Below are 19,513 nucleotides of genomic sequence, written 5' to 3' on the forward strand. Positions count from 1 at the left end.
GACAACCAGACTAAATTAAGTATATAAACAAATAAGCAGATACAAGTATATAGAAAAAATACATGGTATATTTATATACTACATATTTATATTAAAGGAGAATAACGTGGCAGATACTAATGACAATGATTCCGGATCCACTGATGACCTTCTGGGTGGACTTGATATTGAATCCACCGCCGATATCCAGGTTCCTGAGGACCTGATCGATCAGGTGATAGGCCAGGAACATGCAGTGGAAGTAGTTAAAAAGGCAGCCACCCAGCGGCGGCATGTTATGATGCTGGGTACACCAGGTACTGGCAAGTCAATGCTGGCCAAGGCCATGGCAGATCTTCTGCCAAAAGAGGAATTGCAGGATGTCCTGGTGTATAATAATCCTGAGGACAACAACACACCGAAGATCAGGGTAGTGCCTGCCGGCAAGGGCAAAGAGATAGTGGACGCCCACAAACTGGAAGCAAGAAAACGAATGCAAGCCCGCAACATGTTCATCATGATATTCGTGTTCGGCATAATCATCTACTCACTTTATACCGGGACGTTGATCTGGGGTATCATCGCTGCCGTACTCATCTTCATGGTCATGCGTCAGTTCATGCCAAAAGAAGAGGCATACATACCAAAACTCCTGGTATCCAATGCAGGTAAGGAAAAAGCCGCATACATTGATGCTACAGGTGCACATGCCGGTTCCCTGCTGGGTGATGTGAGGCACGACCCTTTCCAGAGCGGAGGCCTGGAAACCCCTGCCCATGACAGGGTGGAAGGTGGAGCCATTCATAAAGCGCATAAAGGTGTGCTGTTCATAGACGAGATCAATACCCTTGGGCTGGAATCCCAGCAGAACCTGCTGACAGCCCTGCAGGAGAAGGAATTTTCCATCACTGGCCAGAGCGAGCGCTCCTCGGGCGCAATGGTAAAGACAGAACCTGTTCCATGCGATTTCACCATGGTCACTGCCGGTAACCTTGATGCTTTGAGGGGAATGCACCCGGCACTGCGTTCAAGGATCAAGGGTTACGGTTACGAGGTTTATATGAGTGATACCATACCCGACAATGTCGATAACAGGCAAAAACTTGTCAGGTTCGTGGCACAGGAAGTGATAAGGGATGGTAAAATACCCCATTTTGACAGTAGTGCCACAAAAGAGATCATCCTGGAAGCAAGGCGCCGGGCAGGCAGAAAAGGACACCTAACCCTAAAACTGAGGGACCTGGGTGGTCTTGTCAGGGTTGCGGGTGATATTGCGCACTCTGAAAGTGCTGATATGACACTTGCAGAACATGTGCTTAAGGCAAAGAGTATTGCCAGGTCTGTGGAACAGCAGCTCGCCGACCAGTACCTTGAACGGAGAAAGGATTACAAGATGTTCGAACAGGAAGGCAGCCAGGTGGGAAGAGTTAACGGCCTTGCGGTTATGGGAAGCGATTCAGGGATCATGCTCCCCATAATGGCAGAGGTGACACCCGCTCAATCCAGTTCAGAAGGCCGGATCATAGCCACAGGTATGCTCAAGAAGATCGCCAGGGAAGCTGTTGATAACGTATCAGCCCTGATCAAAAAAGTAAGTGGCAAAGACACCAGGTCAATGGATGTACATATCCAGTTCATCGGTACCTATGAAGGAGTGGAAGGAGACAGTGCGTCCATCAGTATAGCTACTGCCGTGCTGTCAGCTTTCGAGAACATTCCTGTTGACCAGTCAGTGGCCATGACCGGATCGCTGTCAGTGAGGGGTGACGTGCTTCCGGTGGGCGGCGTGACCTACAAGATCGAGGCTGCAGCCCAGGCTGGTATCAAGACCGTGATCATACCCAGATCAAACATGGGTGATGTCATGATCGAGGATGAATACAAGGACAAGATCGAGATCGTCCCTGTGAGCAATATCACCGAGGTACTGGATAAAAGCCTTATTGGGCCTGAAAAGAAAAAACTGATCAAGACCATTAAGAAATCATACGCCTTTCCAAAGCTGAACCTGGGCCTGAGTGATAATATTCCAGGGTCATCAGTGCCGACACCTCAATAGGCAGGGATATACTTTGAACACTTCACAGGTTGATTTCCATGACATCAGGGTACTGAAAAGTTCAGGACTCAGCATTTTTATCGATAATGGTGAGATAGAACAGATATCAAATAACTATACCAGTGGAACAGCATGCCGTGCACTGATCAAGGGGTCGTGGGGTATTGTCTCATCCGACAACACCAGAGACCCTGACAGTATGCTTTTTTCAGCAGCAAAGTTATCCGGCCAGGCACATAGAAGGTCTCCAAGACCGGGTATCGATCTGGCCCGGGTGGAATCCCCTTTGATACATGACCTTCCGGTAGTTGAAAAAGACCCTGCCGATATTCCAATTGAGGAGAAAGTAGAACTTCTGCTTGATATCCACAAACGGACAAAGGTACAGGATGTGTCAAGTTCCACTGTAATGTATTCCGAAAGTGTGACCGAAGTGGAATATAGCAACTCCGAGGGTGTGGAGGTTTCATACAGCCTGGTTCGGACAGGGTTTGCAGTAACTGCGGTGGCTTCACGCAATGGTGTGTTCCAGATGGGCAGGGAGAGCAAGTTCAATGTATGCGGGTATGAGCTGTTCGACAGGTACGATGCACTGGAGCTGGCAGAGACGGCAGGGAATACTGCAAGGGACCTGTTATCGGCAAGTGTGCCTAAAGGCGGCAGGATGCCTGTGATACTTGACCAGGAACTGGCAGGTGTGTTCATCCACGAGGCTGTGGGTCATGCAGTAGAGGCAGACCATGTGGCAGAGGGCAATTCCATCCTTGCAGGCAAGATCGGCAGCCAGATCGCTTCTTCCTGTATTACTGTCATAGACGACCCGTCCATGCATGGGTATGGCTACTATCCTGTTGATGACGAAGGAGTGGAATCAAGACCCACTACATTGATAGAAGAGGGTGTGCTGAAGTCGTACCTGCATAGCAGGGAGACAGCTGCACTATTTCCGGATACCGGCCGGCCTGGTAATGCCAGATCCCAGGGGCTTTCAAGACCCATTATCAGGATGAGCAATACTTATATCGAGAATAGTGATTCCTCTTTCGGGGAGATGTTATCTGAGATAAAGGATGGTATTTACCTGATCGGTAGTCGCGGGGGACAGGTGAATCCGGGCGAGGGTGTATTCCAGTTCAATGCTGAGCGCGGGTTTTTGGTGGAGAATGGTGAACTGACCACACCTGTTCGGGATGTTTCACTGTCAGGACATACACTGGATATCTTAAAGCACGTGCAGATGGCTGCCGGTGATATGAAAATGACCTCTGGCAGGTGCGGCAAAGGCGGGCAGCTTGCGCCTGTATGCGATGGGTCGCCGCATATCCTGGTCTCAGAGGCAATGGTGGGGGGAAGCGGATGAGTAGTGATATCAATATTATTTATGACATGGCCAAAAAGGCACAAAAAGCTGCAGAGCGCTCAGGTGCCGATGAGGTGGAAGTATTCGGGCTTATGGCCAGCAGTGTTAATGTGGACATCCAGCTGGACAGGATCGACCTTGCAAAGGAAAGTTTTTTAAAGGGAATTGGTGTCAAGGCGATAGTGAATGGTGCAGTGGGTTTTTCGTCCACAAATGATCCTGCGCGCATCATAGACGCGGCAAAATCCGCCACAAGTTCGGCAAGGGTGCGGCACAGCGACCCAGACTGGACCGGACTGCCGCAGGCTTGTGAATACAGAGCGGTAAACGGCATCCACGATCCCAGGATAGCCAATATAGATGTGGAAACCTGCATCGACCTGACCATGAAGATGATCGATGGGGCGGTATCGCTGGATGATGCAAGACCCACCTCAGGGAAGTTCACATGTTTGGGGTCTGATTATGTGATACTGAACTCCAATGGTGTTGAAGTGAGGGAAGCTTCCACAAGGATCGATGGTTTTATTGAGTGCCGGGCCGGGGATGGTGATAAAATGTCCACTGCTTACGAGTTCGATCTCTCCCGTAACTTTGATATTGATTTTTACCGCATCGGCAGCGAGGCTGCCAGACAGGCGCTTGAAGGTGTAGGCGGTGCGGGTGTCGATACATGCAAGACCGACGTACTGCTTAAACCAAGTGCAATAGCCGATATTCTGGAAAGTACATTTCTCAATTCGTTAAACTCCGAGAATATCCAGAAGGGGCGCTCAGCACTGGCAGGTAAACTGGGTGAAAAAATCGGTGCAGACGGCCTGGATATTGTGGATGACGGGCTGCTGGAGGGTGGTATAGGATCGGCCCGCTCGGATGATGAGGGAACACCATCAAGGACCAACCGCATCCTGGAGAACGGGGTGCTGGGTACGTACCTGTATGATAAATATACGGCAGGTAAGGATGGTGTGGAGTCCACGGGCAGTGCGGTGAGGGGTAATTATGCCCAGACCACTTGCATTGATGTCAGGAACCTGAAGATAGAGTATCCGGCCAGTGATATTATTGCTGAAACACAAAAAGGGGTGCTTGTGGGTTCAGTGATCGGGGCTCATACAGCTAATCCCATCTCAGGGGACTTCAGTGTAGAAGCCCGCAATTCGTTTTTAGTTGAAAACGGGGGGGTAGGCAGACCGATCAGGTCTATGATGGTGACCGGGAATGTGTTCGAACTGCTGCAGAATATCTGCGGTGCGGGCCGTGATACAAGGGTACTGGGTAATATTATTACACCTACGGTGAAGGTATCAGGCTTGAAGATAGTAGGATGAAATGAGTTGTCAGGGAGTGCATACTTGAAAGTGAATATAGTAGTCCCATCATATTGGGCAAGGGTAAGTGAGTACGGGTGGAGACATGGTGATGCTGTGTATGACCATCCTACACCTATGGATAATGATGGCACATTGCCCAGGATGCTGCAAAGCCTGGATGTGCTGGAAGATAAGGATTTTAAGTTGGTAATAATTGCGGTTGCCACTACAGGGGATATTGAAGAAGAGGTGGAGAAGAAGGTTGCCGGAATCATCGGAAAGGCTTCTGACAGCACGGATATTGATGTCCTGATGTTCGGTGCATCCCAGCTTAAGCAGGTGCACGAATTGATGCTTAAAATGGGAGGGGGAGAGTACATATCTTTACTTGAATTAAAGGGATATTCAAATGTAAGGAACCTGTGCTTATTTGTGTCGCATGTACTTGGTTCACAAGCAGCGGTGCTTATTGATGATGACGAGGTTTTCGAGGATCAGGGATTTATGGGGAAGGCAAAAGAATTTATTGGCAAAGAAATTTCAGGAAGGACAGTCAATGGGGTGGCCGGGTATTATCTACGGGCTGATGGTGACTATCATGCAAAAATCGAGTCTGATCCGTGGATGAAGTACTGGGATAAAAATGAAAGGATGAATGAGGCCTTTGATGACATTATCGGGATCGGACCCAGGTTGAAGGAGACCCCTTTTGTATTTGGCGGGAATATGGTGATACACTCGGACCTTTTTACTGTTGTGCCTTTTGACCCAGGGATTACCAGGGGTGAGGATATTGATTACCTGATAAATGCCAGGATGTTCGGGTTTTCTTTATTCCTGGACAACCAGTTATCTATTAAACACCTTCCACCGCCAAAGTCCCATCCGCTCTGGATGCGATTAAAGGAGGATATTTACAGGTTTGTTTTTGAGAGAGAAAAGATAAACTCCCAGGAAGGAAGGTCTGAAATGACATTGGTCAGTCCCGTGGACCTTGGTTCTTATCCTGGCCGGTTCCTGGAACCAGACCTTGATGAGAAAATCGAAGGGTCATGCAATTTGTTATCTGGTATGTATCTTAAAAATGGTGATACGGTTGGTAGTGAAGAGTCATTGAGGAATATCGAACTGGCCAGGACCGATGCAGTGCCTGTATCCAATCCTTTCCAGGACCTGTGTGAGTTACAGGAACGCTGGAAGGGGCTGATGGAGTTTACGGCCAGGGAAGGGGTGCGCTCCGGGCTTAGGAAGATTATTGAAGGATAGAAAGGGTAACGGGAGAAATGTATGGGACACGATGCCATACTGTAGGTAAGGGCAGACAGGGAGATAACCGGGGATGAGGCCAGGTCGGTAACAAACATTATCGAGAAATACTGTGGCGGCGCAGACTATGAGTTTCTTGATGTTAAGCGGGGGATTGATGTCTATATCACCAACGTGGCGAGTGCCAGGCATGCGGCGGCCAGGATCATGAAGGTGCTGGGGGGCAGCAGGAAGGAGAGTTCAAAGTACTTGAGGGGGGTCAGGTGTTGTACCAGTTCACGATACGGGTGAAGCTGCCGCAGGAGGCTTCGGGGGCGAGGTATGGGTTTTGATTTTCTCTTAATGCCAAATATGTGACGTTTCCATTTTATTAAGCAGATATTTTGGCAAGGATTTTCAGGAGGTTTCGTTTTCATCAACTAACAAGAATTTGATCAATGAGATTAATCCAGACAATACAGGTGTTAAAATCATTATCATAACCGCGGCTGTGATACCCCAGATCAATGTCCCGGTATAGAATGAGTAAATTAAAATGAATATTGAAATGATTACTGCCGAAACCAGACTACGTTTGGTGACAATTACTATCTTATTCCCGGTATTGGTATGTGTTTTGTCAAGAATTTTAAAATCACTGAATTCAAGGTCACTAAACGTTATTGAGCGAAATAATCCACTATTAAGACGGTTCAGGACCAATATTACTGTTCCGAGTAAAAAAGCCATGAAAAATAATATTGGAAGTATAACTATGATACCCCAGATCAACGTCCCGGTATAGAATGAGTAGATAATGATTTTAAAAGAAATAATGAATGTTAATGATACAAGGATTATGGCAATCGTAACAACCAGGTCACGTGCAGTCTTTTCTTTCAAATCATTACTCCCAGTATTAATTGGCTGTTTTAATGTTAAATGTTATCCTGCAATAGATGAAAAACTGGTTTTACAGCACGCGGGATAGTCAGGTCGATACACAACACCATTGTGCGATACTGAAGCGGCCATGATAATGAAGGTGCTGGGGGGCAGCAGGGTGCTGTACCAGTTTACGATACGGGTGAAACTGCCGCAGGAGGCTTCGGGGGCGAGGTATGGGTTTTGATTGGATTTCTTTATTTTATTCCTCTTCCAGTTCCTGGTAAATCGTACTGAACTGCTCAAGGGCAGTCTCCAGGTTCTCGGCAATATCCCGTGCCAGTAGATCCAGGTCTGGCAGGTTCTCGCCTGCCCCCCCGCAAAGAGCACATTGTCCGGCATCACAATGGCAGCTTTTCCGTTGATCTTTAGCAGAGTCTTTACATGCTGGAGGAAGTTAAGCTCCAAACATTATTTTTCCGCTCTTGGCAAATTCGGCTACAGGTGAGGTTTCATTTTCAAATTCCTCTGATGTAAGCGTAACAATGTCCAGTGGGACCATGAATTTTCGAATTGTTTTTATCTCGGCATCCTTTGTTAAACGGGCTCGCTCAAAAATATCTTTATTCTTAAAGTCATCCGATATTATCAATATATCTACATCACTATTATCAGTTGTTTCAGTAGCTTGTGAACCAAATAAAATGATTTTCGAGATATTTAATCCATTCTCTTTCAAACATTGCTCCAAGAATTTAATTGCCTTTTCAATATTATTTTTATACATAAACTCAATTGATACATTTATTGATGTTAAAACGATGGCAACAGTGTCTGTTTTCGTGCCACTTCTTTTTTCATCTTCGCAATCTTTTTATAATCTTCTTTTTTAACACAAGGTTTATTAGAAAGATATTCCAAAGCCCTTTGGTCATCGATTATTTCCCCATATCCGAGATAGGGATATCTATTCTTGAAATGAAATATATCTTCTTCAGGCAAACTGGCCATTATTTCGATATTTCCATGTGCTATATTCGATTTTAAAGGTTCTGAAGTTCTACCATTCTCTATTTCCTTAAATACACTTCTTGGTATACTTAACTCATATCCCAATTCTATAAATTTATGTAACATATCTGGTTCATTAAGTTCAGTATAAAAAGCTATGACTGGGGATGAATCTAAAATTTTCATAATCAGAGTACCTATGAATATATCTGAATCCCTTTCAGTTTAACTTCTCTAACAAAATCATCAATATTAGTTCCAGAGATTTCCAGGGCTTTCCCAAAACTAATCTTGCTTTTTGCATAGAGACTTAATGCAATCTTTTTTCGTTTGGGCTGTATTTTTTTAATCTTTATTGACTCTTCGGTCATTTCAGGATAAGTAAAATATATGAAACCAAGCAATTCATCTTCGGTCAAATCATTCAGCATATCCTTGAAATCCTCAATCATTTCTTTTTCTTCAGCAGTGGTATTTTCACGGATTATTATTGCGATTTCCTGACCAAGACCAGTTAATTTTAATTTATTTCCTTCTTTTTCAACAACTCTTGCAGATTCAAGCTGTTCTAATTCTTCATCTGCAGTTTCACTATAAGGTCCCATAAAATCAGCTTCAAAATCAGCATCATCTGCAAGTTCTTCATTGTTCTTGCATAAAAGAAAAAGTTCCTTTTGGTACCAGAGTTTGCCTTTGATTGGCTCAAAATTGTTTGCACTCAGGAGTAACAAAGCGTATTTTTGAGTTTCAGTCAGGTTTTCAAATATTCGTTTCTTAATATCCATTTTCAAATCTCTATTGGTACAGTAATCATATCTTCTTTTGGTAAGCACTGTGAAAGTGTTTTATTCCATTGTACGCTTTACTTTTCTTTCTACTTTTAGTTTTTCCCTTTGCGCCTTCTCTGCCTTTATCCGCTCCAGCAGCAGCACCATAGGTTCATACTCCCGCCCCTCGGCCCGCGCCAGCTCACCCTCAGTGGGCACCAGCCTGATCTCGCATGCGGATTTCAGCACTGACTGGCAGTAGCGCTTCAGCTGAGCCTGGGCCGCCTTAAGCGATTCCATGCCAGCGTCCAGATTGGTGAACAGCTCCTCGATGCGGGCGACGATGCGATGTTGTTCGGCGAGTGGGTGGAGGGCGGCGGGGTGTTATACCAGCTTACGATTAGGGTGAAGCTGCCGCAGTAGGCAACTGGATTATGTATTGATTATTACGGCAGGGTTTTGCCATGAACATGTAAAAAAAGAGAAGCCCCCTTCCATCCCAAGGCTGGAATGGGAAGTGCTTGAATTTTTGTAAGATCCTTACGTCATCCCACCTAAATTCATTACATTACCCTCTTCATCGATCATGGTCATATTGCCGTCTTTCATGCTCATCTGTGAGACAATATTCTCGTCAGCATCATAATATGTCCATTCGAAAGTCTCGCCGTCCTCTGAAAACAGGTATACCATTTTTGCGATCTCATCATCTGTATTTGTTTCAAGGATAGCCTTACACATCTCAACACCGTCGACTGTCTCAGTACCTACGATCTCCATGCTCGACGTCTCACCAGTCTGCGGATTTGCAGCATCCCACGACATTCCGACCGGGCACCATTCATTTTCAGAGTCATCAGGGACACTGACACTAATATCCACATCACCATCACTTGTTGAGATAGTCGTAGAATCCTTTTCTGTACAACCTGCTGCTATTAATGTAAATAACACCAGTAATATAATCAGTTTTTTATACAATTTATCATACCTCCAAAAGCAGGTAAATCTAATATGATTTAAATATAATGGTTTTTATTCTATAAGTGTGAAGAAAGGTATAAGGCAAAGGTCAGGTCTTGTTCTAGGCCCGTTCTTATTTATTTTAATCCTATTTACCGAACCTGAAAGCCTGTCCCCTGCCGCCACAGTTGTAGCAGGCGTCACGATCTGGATGGCTGTATGGTGGATAAGCGAGGCCATTCCCATCTCTGCCACGGCACTGCTGCCCATCGTTGTCTTACCTGCATTCGGTGCCATGAAGGTAGGCGATGTAACAGCACAGTACGGACACCATATCGTATTCCTCATGTTAGGCGGCTTTTTCATTGCCATTGCCATGGAGAAATGGGACCTGCATAAGCGCATTGCCCTGTTTGTGGTGCACACAATAGGCATTGGTCCCAGGCGTATCATTGCAGGCTTTATGGTCGCCACTGCCTTTTTATCTGCCTGGATATCAAATACATCCACTGCCATGGTCATGATGCCGATCGGAACCGCTGTGATTGCCAGCATATCTGCTAAAAAATCCGACCCGGATTTCAATGTGGCACTGATGCTCTCGATTGCCTATGCAGCATCCATAGGCGGGATGGCAACACTGGTAGGGACACCGCCCAACCTGATATTCGCAGGCATCTACCAGTCCATGTTCGGGGTGCAGGTAAACTTCTTTGAATGGGCATACTTCGGGTTTCCCCTGGCGTCTGTCATGCTGGTCATCACCTGGTTCTATCTTACCCATATCGGTTACCGTATCCGGAAAGATGAGATGCCGGGCAGCGGTGAGGTCATAAAGGCTGAGAGGGCCAGGCAGGGCAAGATTACCAGGGAGGAGAAACATGTGCTTATGGTGTTTGTCCTGGTGGCGGTCTTGTGGATGACCAGGGGGCTGTTGTGGGGCAAGTACCTGCCCCAGGTCACAGATGCCAGTATCGCTATTACCGGGGCACTGCTGCTGTTTATAATGCCTGCCAGAGAGGAGGCTTCACTGCTTTCATGGGAGGATACTGAAAAAGTACCATGGGGGGTTGCACTCCTGATGGGTGGTGGGTTCGCTATTGCCAGGGGGTTTGCAGAAACGGGCCTGGCTGAATGGGTATCCCAGAGTTTTACCTTCCTTGTGGCTATGCCTGTATTCCTGTTGATCCTGGCAACTGTTGTTATTACCAAGATATTCACAGAGATCACATCAAATACGGCCACGGCCACTATCCTGATGCCAATTGCCGCGTCCATTGCAGTAACCCTTGGCATCTCCCCGTTCGGGATAATGGCTGCGGTCGCTATATCATCGTCCCTGGCTTTCATGATGCCGGTAGCTACTCCACCTAATGCCATTGTGTTCGGATCGGGTTATGTTACTATTCCACAGATGGCAAGGGCCGGGTTGTGGCTGAATCTGGTTACTGTTGTGATTGTGTCACTGTTTGCGTATTTGATGTTCTGAACCCTAACGGTTGAAAAATTGTCGGTGAAAAAAATTCTTGCAGTCATGTTTCAGTAACTTTGCGCGCATCAAGTCTTGATTTGTCGATACTACATCAGTAATCCAGCTTAACTTAGAAAGGCACATCTCATTTTAAGTTAATTTTGCTTTACTTAGACTTGACATAGGGTCATATGAACCTATGTCAAGTTAGAAGTCGAATATTGAAGGTAAGTAAAGGTAGGTTCCTTTTACTTGATGAACTGTGTACGTTTATTATTAAATCAATTTTTCTCCAACTGTTTCCCAAATAGTTTTAGTTTAAAAGGAATATAGATTATATCAAGTGATGGTATGGCACTAAATTGGCATTATTTGTACTTGAAGGAGAAGAGGTCTCCATTTGAAATGGTCGCAATTCGCCTTGTACTTGTAATGACCTTCATTTTAATACTTGCCTTTATCTTATGGTTTCTTGAAAATTATTTTGATCCGGGTGGAATGCTTGACCATAATGATCCAACAGGCGTGTTTAGCTTTATTGATGCCATATATTTCACAATGGTCACGATCACTACAGTGGGCTACGGGGATATCGTGCCAGTCTCACCTCTCGCAAGGATGTTGGATGCTTTTTTTATCACACCCGGGAGGATGTTTGTGTGGCTGATATTCATTGGAACAGCTTATCAATTCGTATACCAGCAATATAGAGAAGAATGGGAGCTAAAGAAGTTGCATAAAAAACTTAACAATCATATTATTATCTGCGGCTATGGCATGACAGGTCAGGCCGTTGTGGACGAACTGCTCAACAAAAAATATGACATAGATCAGTTAGTGGTTATTGACAATAATGAAGAATTCATACGGTATGCAGCAGACAATAATATTACCGCATTACTTGGCAATGCAAGTAAAGAGAACATACTCAAAAAAGCTGCAATAGAAAAAGCACAAACCATAATAATCACAACCGGAAGGGATGATACCAATGTGCTGATAGGTCTTTCAGCAAAGAACCTTAACCCCGACATAACCATTATTTCAAGAGCGAACGAAATAGAGAACAAAAAATTAGTGCGCCAGAGCGGAGCAGACTACATTATCACACCATCCATAACTGGTGGAAGATTGATGGTCCTGGCGATAAAAAATAAACTCTCAACAAAACTCCTTGATGACCTTTTAACATCCAGATACGGTGTTGATGTGAACGAGAGAGAAGTGACAATGGAAGAGATAGGTAAGAAACCAAAAGATATCCTGAAGATAGTGGTTATAGAGGTAAACAGAGGAGATACGATATACCCGGCTTCAGAACTTGACAATGTAACCCTTGAAAAGGGGGACTGGCTCGTATTTATCGAAAAAGTGATCTGAAATTTAAATTGATGAAATGTGGAAATAATAGTGGAGAACTGCGTAAATCCGAATATGCACTCCACCCACACACCAACTACGTTGCAGGACGTTACCGAAATATCAAATTTCGATCATCATCCTGATGCTCTGTTTTTCCAAAACGGAGTCCTTTGCGTTCAGATCAAATTTCTCCAAAGAAAACTATATTAAGTATACAATGCATACATGTCATACACGACAGAAATAAGCATCTCATCAAGAATACCTTGAAAAATCAGCATCAATAAGAAAACTGCTCTCTGAAGGAAAATTGACCTTCTTGAAGGCTGCACAAATGTCAGGAATCTCAGTATGGGACCTTGCTGATATTGTCCGGGAAAAAGGTGTGGTCTATGAGGCTCAAAGGCATAGATACTATAAACGGATCGTCACTGGCCACTATATTGGCTGCAGGGGTAGCCGCTTTACGGCTCGCTTGGAAACAAAGACTCCGGTTTGGGTCAAAAGCCATTTGATAAGGAGGAAAAAATCATGACCAACGGAAAATGCATAGCCGTCTCAGACGTGCACCTGGGAATAGAATATAGCAACAGGAGCAAGTTTATAGATTTCATAGATAATCTGGGGGATGACGTCGATCACCTTGTTCTCCTTGGAGATATACTTGAGTTCTGGAGGAGAGATCCTGTTGGAGTACTACTCGAGAATACCGATATCATTCAGAAACTTATGAACCTGGAGCCAGAGATAAAGGTTTCTTATGTAGTCGGGAATCATGATTTTCACCTGATACAGTTTCCCCAATCTTACTTTGGCGCAAGGTTCGATCTCAAACGCGACCTGAGCCTCGAATATGGGGGGACCAAGTATCGCTTTATACATGGACACCAGCTTGAAAACAAGCGATTTGGCACGATTGAGACCTACGAGACGTTTGCAGATTCACTTTGTATGGCTGGAGACGATGTTGGGAAAGCCGCTGACATGATCTGGGAAAAGATTGGGGAAGGAGGAGGAGGAGGTATCCTGGATATGATCAGAAATTTTATTATTAGTATGTATTCGTCATATCCCCCTCCCAAAGACTCGTTGCCATGGATCAGAGAAAGAATAGTTGAAATTATGTTGGAACCAGAAGAATTGATGATAAAAAAATATGAGGAATTTGCTATCGAACTGGTCAATGAAAAATATAAAGGCGAGTTCTTGATATATGGTCATTCACACGAGCCGTGTGTGAAGATGGAGATAAATCTTGCGAACACTGGTTCATGGGTGAAGGGATCTTCTGACTATCTGGAGATCGATGAGCACGGAGTGGTGCTCAAGAGCTATTGATAGTGCAAGTCCCTATGCAAAAACGACTGATAGTACTCCCGTCAGCTTGCCGGCGAACATTAGATTAGAAGATAAATACAGCACGATCCCAGGCATCCGAATCGATGCCCCGTATAGAGCGGAGCGCCGTCCAGGCTCAGTAACGTTCAAATCAATATTCTCCAAAGAAAACTATATCAAGTATACAATGCATGCATACCATACATGACTGAAATAAGCATCTCAGCAAGAATCCCTGAAGACATTTTTCAAGAACTTGAAACCTTTATGAAAGAAGAATCCCTTGAAAAATCAGCATCAATAAGAAAACTGCTCTCAGAAGGATTACAGCACTGGAAAGAAGAACGGGCGCTTAAACTGCTCTCTAAAGGAAAAGTAACTCTTTTAAATGCTGCACAGATGTCAGGAATCTCAGTATGGGACCTTGCTGATATTGTCCGGGAAAAAGGTGTGGTCTGGATCAAGTCTGAAAAATACCTTGCTGATGACATCCAAAAGGCGTTAGAATGAAACCGCTCATTTTTAATGCCACACCCTTGATCTTTCTCGGGAAAATAAACGTACTTGAAAAAATAACGCATTTTCCAGAAGAGAAGTACACCCTGGAATCAGTCTATCAAGAGGTAGTGGTAGAGGGAAAAAAGAGCGGCAATCCAGAGGCTTTTCTAATAGAAAACCTGCTCGATGCCGGAATACTCAAAATTAAGACGCTTACTGATAACCGATACGTAGCTCACCTCAAAGAAAATCCCAGAATCCATAGTGGTGATGCTGAAGTGCTTGCCATGGCCTTAGAGTTAGATGGTATTGCCCTCTTGGATGATGAAGAAGCCAGGGGAATGGCAGAGATAAAAGGAATTGAGCATCATGGAACGATTTATCTACTTCTCAGAATGATGAAAATAGGGCTGCTGACAAAAGAAGAGACAATAGACAGTCTGGATGAAATGCTGCGCATGGGCTGGCGATGTTCAACAGAATTATATGCAGGGATATTAAAAGCAGTTAAATAATTGGCAATAACACGAAACTTCTCCGCAGTTGCCCGGATTAGCTTGAGTTACAGGTCCGAAAGGATCTGTTCTGCACTCATATAGTTCACATCCTTTTACTTACACCCCACCTCAACAAGTGCAACAGATTCCCGAAGGACTTCAGGTCTATTCAGATCAGATTTAACTAAGGGACATTGTGGAAAATTTCTTATCAATCGCCTTGCTTCCTGAAGTTCTATGAAAAAAGCGGGTATTATTTACAGATGCTATATTAACGCCATAGATTCACTGGTTCCTGCAAAACATTTCAATACCTTTGGCCGTATTGGTTAGAAGCTTCTGTGCCAGCCCCTGGGAAGGCCATGAGCCCAGTCCGCAATCGGGTCCTACGTACCTTATAGCATCACCGAACATTCCGTAGGCATTGGTAAGTCTCCCGGCAATAACCTCTGGGGTTTCCATATCGGTAACCACTTCCGTGAGCTTGTCAGTTTCCTTCCATACATTGATATTATACTTCTCATTAAGCACAGCAGTCAGGCCGAAGATATCTGTCCTGGCTATGCCTACCCTGAGGAATGTATCAGAGACCTGTAAGTCAGCACGGTCAATGAGCTCCAGGTACGAAGGGCTGGCAGCGGATTCTACCCCTATTACATTAATGGAAGGGACCTGGCAGACCAGCTTGTAATTAAGTGGGGAATGCAGGTGTATCTCGGTGTCGATACCGTGTTGGTGTGCAGTTTTCCCGGCCACGGTCAGGGCCTTTATGATATCCTCATCGTTAAGCATGATCTGGGGATTAATACCGATGCTTGGCTCATCAATAGAAACAGTAGCCACATTGAGATCGCCCGAATGCCTGATGGAATTCTTAACGAACCTGTCAATGCTTTTAGCAAAGGTCAGCAGCACATCGCCATAGGATGTTCCTCCGAACTCCTTTAAATAAAGCTCAACAGGACCAGTAACACATACACGGATGTCAAGGGGTTTACCGTGCTCCTTTTTGTACTTTGCACCCAGGCCCAAAAGAGCTTCAAGTTCCAGTATCTTTGCCTCTGGTTCTTTTACCAGCAGGGGTGCTTCTGTCAGTTCAGGGTCATTGATTATTCTTAAGTACTGCTGGTTCATATCCTGGAACTGGGGATAAGTCGGTACTTCCACACCAGCCGCTATCTTTTGCTCCATTGTGTCTGAGATTATCCCAAACAGGCGCTTATCTTCGGCCCTGGATGTGACCGCCTGTTCTATCCAGTCCCTGGAGATTCCCTCAGGAAGCGGATAACTTCCTATATCGTCAAAGATTATATTCGGGTCCATGGTTGATACTAATGGTTGAACTAAGCAATAATATCTTTTACCCTGAGAATCAATCATACTTGAATTAAATCAAGTTAAATTGATTTCAACTAAAATTTGCTTTTTAAACATCTATATATATTCTGCAATATGTATGTCAAAAATGAAACTAAACAGTCTTCATTATCATTAACAGGACAGGGATCAATAAATCAGTAAAATATAATTATGGATGTTTAAATTATGGATGGTTATCATATATTTCTAATTCTGCTGGCGGTCTACTTATCAGGACTTGTCGGCATTGGGTTGTACTTTAATAAAAAACAAAAATCAGTAACGGATTTCTGGCTTGCCGGAAGGGAGATAGGGCCAAAAGCCATCGGTTTCTCAGCAGCGGCCTCCTGGCTCACTGCCGGTGGGATTCTTGCAGTTATCGGGTTTTACATGCTCAGCGGCATGGGCTCGATATGGGGTTTTGTCGCCCCGAACATCCTGGCACTGCTTATCATAGCGATGCTTGTGGGCAGGATAAAGCACCTGCCAGCTATTACCCAGCCCGAACTGATGGAACAGAGATACAGCAGCGCAATCAGGGCACCTCTGGCATTTATTATAGCAATTGTAATGATACTGTTTGCAGTGGCAGACATCAAGGGGCTTGCCCTTGTACTCCAGGTGTTCTACGGGCTTGACCCGCTGTACGCTGCGCTGATCGTTGCAGTGGCAGTATCCATATATGTGACCCTTGGCGGGCTTTCGGCAGTTGTCTGGACCGATGTTGTACAGTTCTCGTTCCTTGCACTGTTCACCATTACCATGGCCTTTTTCGCAGTGGGTGCCGCAACTTCGGGTGTTGTTGACGGCGCATCTCTCAGTGTTACAGAACTGTTCGGTAATGTTGATTCCACATGGTGGAACCCCTTATCCATAGGGATTCCAATGGTGCTCATCTTTATAGTCGCTATCATCCCGGGCTGGATGACAGAACAGGACCCGTGGCAAAGGGTCTGGGCAGCCAGGGATAAAAGATCGGCCCAAATAGGAATGGTGATGGCTTCGATGTTGATATTTGTGGTGTTTGCTGCATGTGCGGTAATTGCCATCGGGCTGAATGCTGTCTATCCAGAGATCGCAGAGATGGGATTTCCGGCAGGAATGGCACTGGCCGAACCGGCACTGCTTGATTTTATTAATAGTAATTTCTCACCCCTCATGATTGCCTTAAGCGCCATAGGTCTTGCGGCAGCGGCAATGTCATGTGCAGATACCTTTGCCACATCAGGGGCTTCATGTCTTTCCCGCGATCTGTACCAGAGGTTTGTTAAGCCTGATGCTACTATGAAAGAGATGCTGATCGTAAACCGCATAAGTGTGCTGTTGATCGTGATATCAGCGACCATTGCATCATTTTTTATTAACAGTATTATTGATGCGATCCACATTGCCACTTTCATTGCAAGTGCGTCATACTTCTTCCCGCTTATGGGCGGGCTTTTCTGGAAGCGGGCCACAAAGGAAGGGGCACTGGCAGGAATGGTGGTGGGTGCTGTGGCACAAACTGCACTTGTAGTTATTGACCTGGCAAATACACCGTTCATGGCACCGCCGTATCTTGCGACCATACACCCGGCACTTATAGGTCATGGCGTGATCGTGGGATTGTCACTGGGTGCGGTTACATTCTTTGGTGTGTCCCTGTTGACTGCCCCCTCAAGTGTTGTGAACCTGGCCCCGTTCTTCAAGGATGAGGCTGAGAAACTGGAACTGCATGGGGTGGAGAAGATTGATGAATCTGACCTTGAATATAAGGAATTCCTTGGCAGGATCGATGAGAAGGTTACGGGTGAGCGCACACACCTGCACCTGAACATTACCGCTTCTAAAGCCCTGGACTGGAATAAAACGGTTGAGAAACTTAAGGAGAGTTACCCGGCATGGGTCACTCCTGCTGGTCCGGACTCTGTATACAGGCTGACCCACCCGGATATGTTATCCTGTGTGTCTATGACCAGGGGAAGCGGTGATAATGAGATATGGATAGCTGCAGAACCCAGGGTGGAGTCTGCCAAGGTCCTGAAAAGGGATCTTTTTACTGCTTATGATGAGGTGTCCATTGTGCTTGAGCAGATAGGTGTGGGGCTGGCGGCTACCGCGCCTGAGAGTTGAAGTAGCGCAAGTAGGTTATAGTATCCGGAGCGCGGGGAAGTGAGGCCTTTCCCGTGCTTTTATTTCATCTCGAGTTGTTTTTTCTTTCATCTTAAGCCCCGGTCAGTTCTTGTTTGAGTTCGAGTTGCGCCCAGGTGTTGTAGTTTATTTGTTCGAGGTGGGGGCGGGTTTTAAGATTACAGTGCAGTGAAATGGATTTCCGGTCATTTTTATCATCTTTGTCATTTTATATATTTTTGATATTGCACATTTAATTTAACTTAGGTTATGATGTTAAAACCCAGCTTACAATAGCGATTATTAACCCAACGATAACACCCACACCAATATTCCTCAAATCCAGCAATTGGCTTTCGTTTTTCTTTTTAGAATCATATTCCACAAGTGCATCTACACTGTCTTTTATTTTTTGTCGGATATCGCTTAAATCCTTTACAATTTAGGTGTATTCAGTCAGAGCATCATCATTTATAGAAAATATGTCTTTTTCTGCCCTAAGAGCTGTGATACGTCTTTCATATTGAGGAAGCGCGGGTCTCATATTTTTGTAATAAGTTGGAATGACCTCTTTAATAGCTTCATGAGAAAACGGTTTTAATTCTTCTTTAACGTCCTGTTGTAAAAGTTCCTTGAAACCAAACAAATACTATGATCGATTCGCAATTTCAAGCTATGGCATCATACGATGCCCAGTTACATATTGGATATGTTCAAATCCAGACTGCAAAAAATACCACCATGACAAGTTAATAGGTGTTACCGGATCAGCAAATTACAGCGATGAATACAATGAAAAAATGAAATGTGTAAGATACGACGGTAGGTGCACGTTATGGAATTCACGCATTACTGGTGAAATATTCACAGAGGGCTTAACTGATACATCAGGAAGAGCACCATGTCCAACAACTTTGTGGAAATACGAACAAAAACAAGGCAAAATCTCAGCCCAGGAACTGACAAGTCAGGATATTGATTTCAATGGAGTATTGCACATCGATGGACATTGGGTTAAAACTGGATGGAGAAATTATATCGAAGCTCAACTGGGAAAAGAATTAACCAACCGACAGTGGAAAAGGCTGAGGTATAAAGTTATTTATGTTGTAGCTACAGAAGATAAAGTCGTCCTGGATTTCCAGATAACTAACATTATGCCAAGTTATCTTGAATTGGTTCCGCTTATAAATAGAATTAAATCTCGCATACCTAATGGAGATATTTCAAAAATTGTTTCCGATGAAGATAGTGCGATAATTGGTGCAGTAGCACACGTTTTACCTAATGTCTCACA

At 44.8% G+C, this 19,513-nt stretch carries 18 protein-coding genes and 1 pseudogene; 11 read left to right on the top strand and 8 right to left on the bottom strand.

The window, feature by feature from the left end:
* Positions 1 to 106 precede the first annotated feature (106 nt).
* Genes lonB through HF974_02785 form a run of 4 tightly spaced genes read left to right on the top strand, consistent with a single transcriptional unit; the run spans position 107 to position 5,977 of the window.
* Complete coding sequence (gene lonB, locus HF974_02770) at positions 107 to 2,038, top strand: ATP-dependent protease LonB (GenBank protein MBC2697261.1); 1,932 nt, start codon at positions 107 to 109, stop codon at positions 2,036 to 2,038.
* Positions 2,004 to 3,398, top strand: coding sequence for a TldD/PmbA family protein (locus HF974_02775; GenBank protein ID MBC2697262.1), 1,395 nt, complete (start codon positions 2,004 to 2,006; stop codon positions 3,396 to 3,398). Before lonB ends, HF974_02775 begins: the two co-directional genes overlap by 35 nt.
* Positions 3,395 to 4,729: a TldD/PmbA family protein gene (locus HF974_02780; GenBank protein ID MBC2697263.1), complete on the top strand. Its 1,335-nt coding sequence runs from the start codon at positions 3,395 to 3,397 to the stop codon at positions 4,727 to 4,729. The genes HF974_02775 and HF974_02780 overlap by 4 nt, the downstream gene beginning before the upstream one ends.
* A 24-nt stretch (positions 4,730 to 4,753) precedes the next feature.
* Positions 4,754 to 5,977 carry a hypothetical protein gene (locus HF974_02785; protein MBC2697264.1) on the top strand — a complete coding sequence of 408 codons (1,224 nt, stop codon included), beginning with the start codon at positions 4,754 to 4,756 and terminating at the stop codon, positions 5,975 to 5,977.
* A 396-nt stretch (positions 5,978 to 6,373) separates the two neighbouring features.
* Here HF974_02785 and HF974_02790 read toward each other — a convergent pair whose 3' ends face one another.
* From HF974_02790 to HF974_02820, 7 genes and pseudogenes are all read right to left on the bottom strand, one after another.
* Positions 6,374 to 6,859, bottom strand: coding sequence for a hypothetical protein (locus HF974_02790; GenBank protein MBC2697265.1), 486 nt, complete (start codon positions 6,857 to 6,859; stop codon positions 6,374 to 6,376).
* Between the two features lie 354 nt (positions 6,860 to 7,213).
* Positions 7,214 to 7,306: pseudogene (locus HF974_02795) on the bottom strand (N-6 DNA methylase).
* The gene (locus HF974_02800; GenBank protein MBC2697266.1) at positions 7,299 to 7,628 is read right to left on the bottom strand and encodes a nucleotidyltransferase domain-containing protein; all 330 of its coding nucleotides are present in this window, start codon (positions 7,626 to 7,628) and stop codon (positions 7,299 to 7,301) included. Before HF974_02800 ends, HF974_02795 begins: the two are co-directional and overlap by 8 nt.
* A gap of 26 nt (positions 7,629 to 7,654) precedes the next feature.
* Positions 7,655 to 8,038, bottom strand: a complete 384-nt coding sequence (locus tag HF974_02805; GenBank protein MBC2697267.1) for a hypothetical protein — start codon at positions 8,036 to 8,038, stop codon at positions 7,655 to 7,657.
* An 11-nt stretch (positions 8,039 to 8,049) separates the two neighbouring features.
* Positions 8,050 to 8,637: a hypothetical protein gene (locus HF974_02810; GenBank protein ID MBC2697268.1), complete on the bottom strand. Its 588-nt coding sequence runs from the start codon at positions 8,635 to 8,637 to the stop codon at positions 8,050 to 8,052.
* Between the two features lie 60 nt (positions 8,638 to 8,697).
* A complete protein-coding gene (locus tag HF974_02815) occupies positions 8,698 to 8,919 on the bottom strand; it encodes a hypothetical protein (GenBank protein ID MBC2697269.1) in 222 nt (73 codons plus the stop codon).
* Positions 8,920 to 9,159: 240 nt separating this feature from the next.
* On the bottom strand, positions 9,160 to 9,444 hold the full coding sequence (locus tag HF974_02820; GenBank protein ID MBC2697270.1) for a hypothetical protein: 285 nt from the start codon (positions 9,442 to 9,444) through the stop codon (positions 9,160 to 9,162).
* A gap of 223 nt (positions 9,445 to 9,667) precedes the next feature.
* On the opposite strand from HF974_02820, the gene HF974_02825 reads away from it, so the two are divergent.
* The 5 genes from HF974_02825 to HF974_02845 all read left to right on the top strand — a co-directional run bounded on the left by HF974_02825 (position 9,668) and on the right by HF974_02845 (position 14,766).
* Positions 9,668 to 11,071 carry an SLC13/DASS family transporter gene (locus HF974_02825; GenBank protein ID MBC2697271.1) on the top strand — a complete coding sequence of 468 codons (1,404 nt, stop codon included), beginning with the start codon at positions 9,668 to 9,670 and terminating at the stop codon, positions 11,069 to 11,071.
* Positions 11,072 to 11,458: 387 nt separating this feature from the next.
* Positions 11,459 to 12,433 (top strand): potassium channel family protein, encoded by a 975-nt coding sequence (locus tag HF974_02830; GenBank protein MBC2697272.1) that lies wholly within the window; start codon positions 11,459 to 11,461, stop codon positions 12,431 to 12,433.
* A 513-nt stretch (positions 12,434 to 12,946) separates the two neighbouring features.
* Entirely contained in the window at positions 12,947 to 13,753 is an 807-nt protein-coding gene (locus tag HF974_02835) for a UDP-2,3-diacylglucosamine diphosphatase (protein MBC2697273.1), read from the top strand.
* Between the two features lie 204 nt (positions 13,754 to 13,957).
* A complete protein-coding gene (locus HF974_02840; protein ID MBC2697274.1) occupies positions 13,958 to 14,263 on the top strand; it encodes a hypothetical protein in 306 nt (101 codons plus the stop codon).
* Entirely contained in the window at positions 14,260 to 14,766 is a 507-nt protein-coding gene (locus tag HF974_02845) for a DUF3368 domain-containing protein (GenBank protein MBC2697275.1), read from the top strand. The genes HF974_02840 and HF974_02845 overlap by 4 nt, the downstream gene beginning before the upstream one ends.
* 267 nt (positions 14,767 to 15,033) lie before the next feature.
* On the opposite strand, the gene HF974_02850 is transcribed toward HF974_02845, so the two are convergent.
* Positions 15,034 to 16,071, bottom strand: coding sequence for a methionine synthase (locus HF974_02850; protein ID MBC2697276.1), 1,038 nt, complete (start codon positions 16,069 to 16,071; stop codon positions 15,034 to 15,036).
* A 222-nt stretch (positions 16,072 to 16,293) separates the two neighbouring features.
* Here HF974_02850 and HF974_02855 point away from each other — a divergent pair, with 222 nt between their 5' ends.
* Positions 16,294 to 18,219, top strand: a complete 1,926-nt coding sequence (locus HF974_02855) for a sodium:solute symporter family protein (protein MBC2697277.1) — start codon at positions 16,294 to 16,296, stop codon at positions 18,217 to 18,219.
* Between the two features lie 629 nt (positions 18,220 to 18,848).
* Positions 18,849 to 19,513 (top strand): transposase (locus HF974_02860; GenBank protein MBC2697278.1); only part of this gene is annotated, 665 nt, incomplete at its 3' end.

The organism is ANME-2 cluster archaeon, assembly GCA_014237145.1.
Taxonomy (GTDB): domain Archaea; phylum Halobacteriota; class Methanosarcinia; order Methanosarcinales; family Methanocomedenaceae; genus Methanocomedens_A.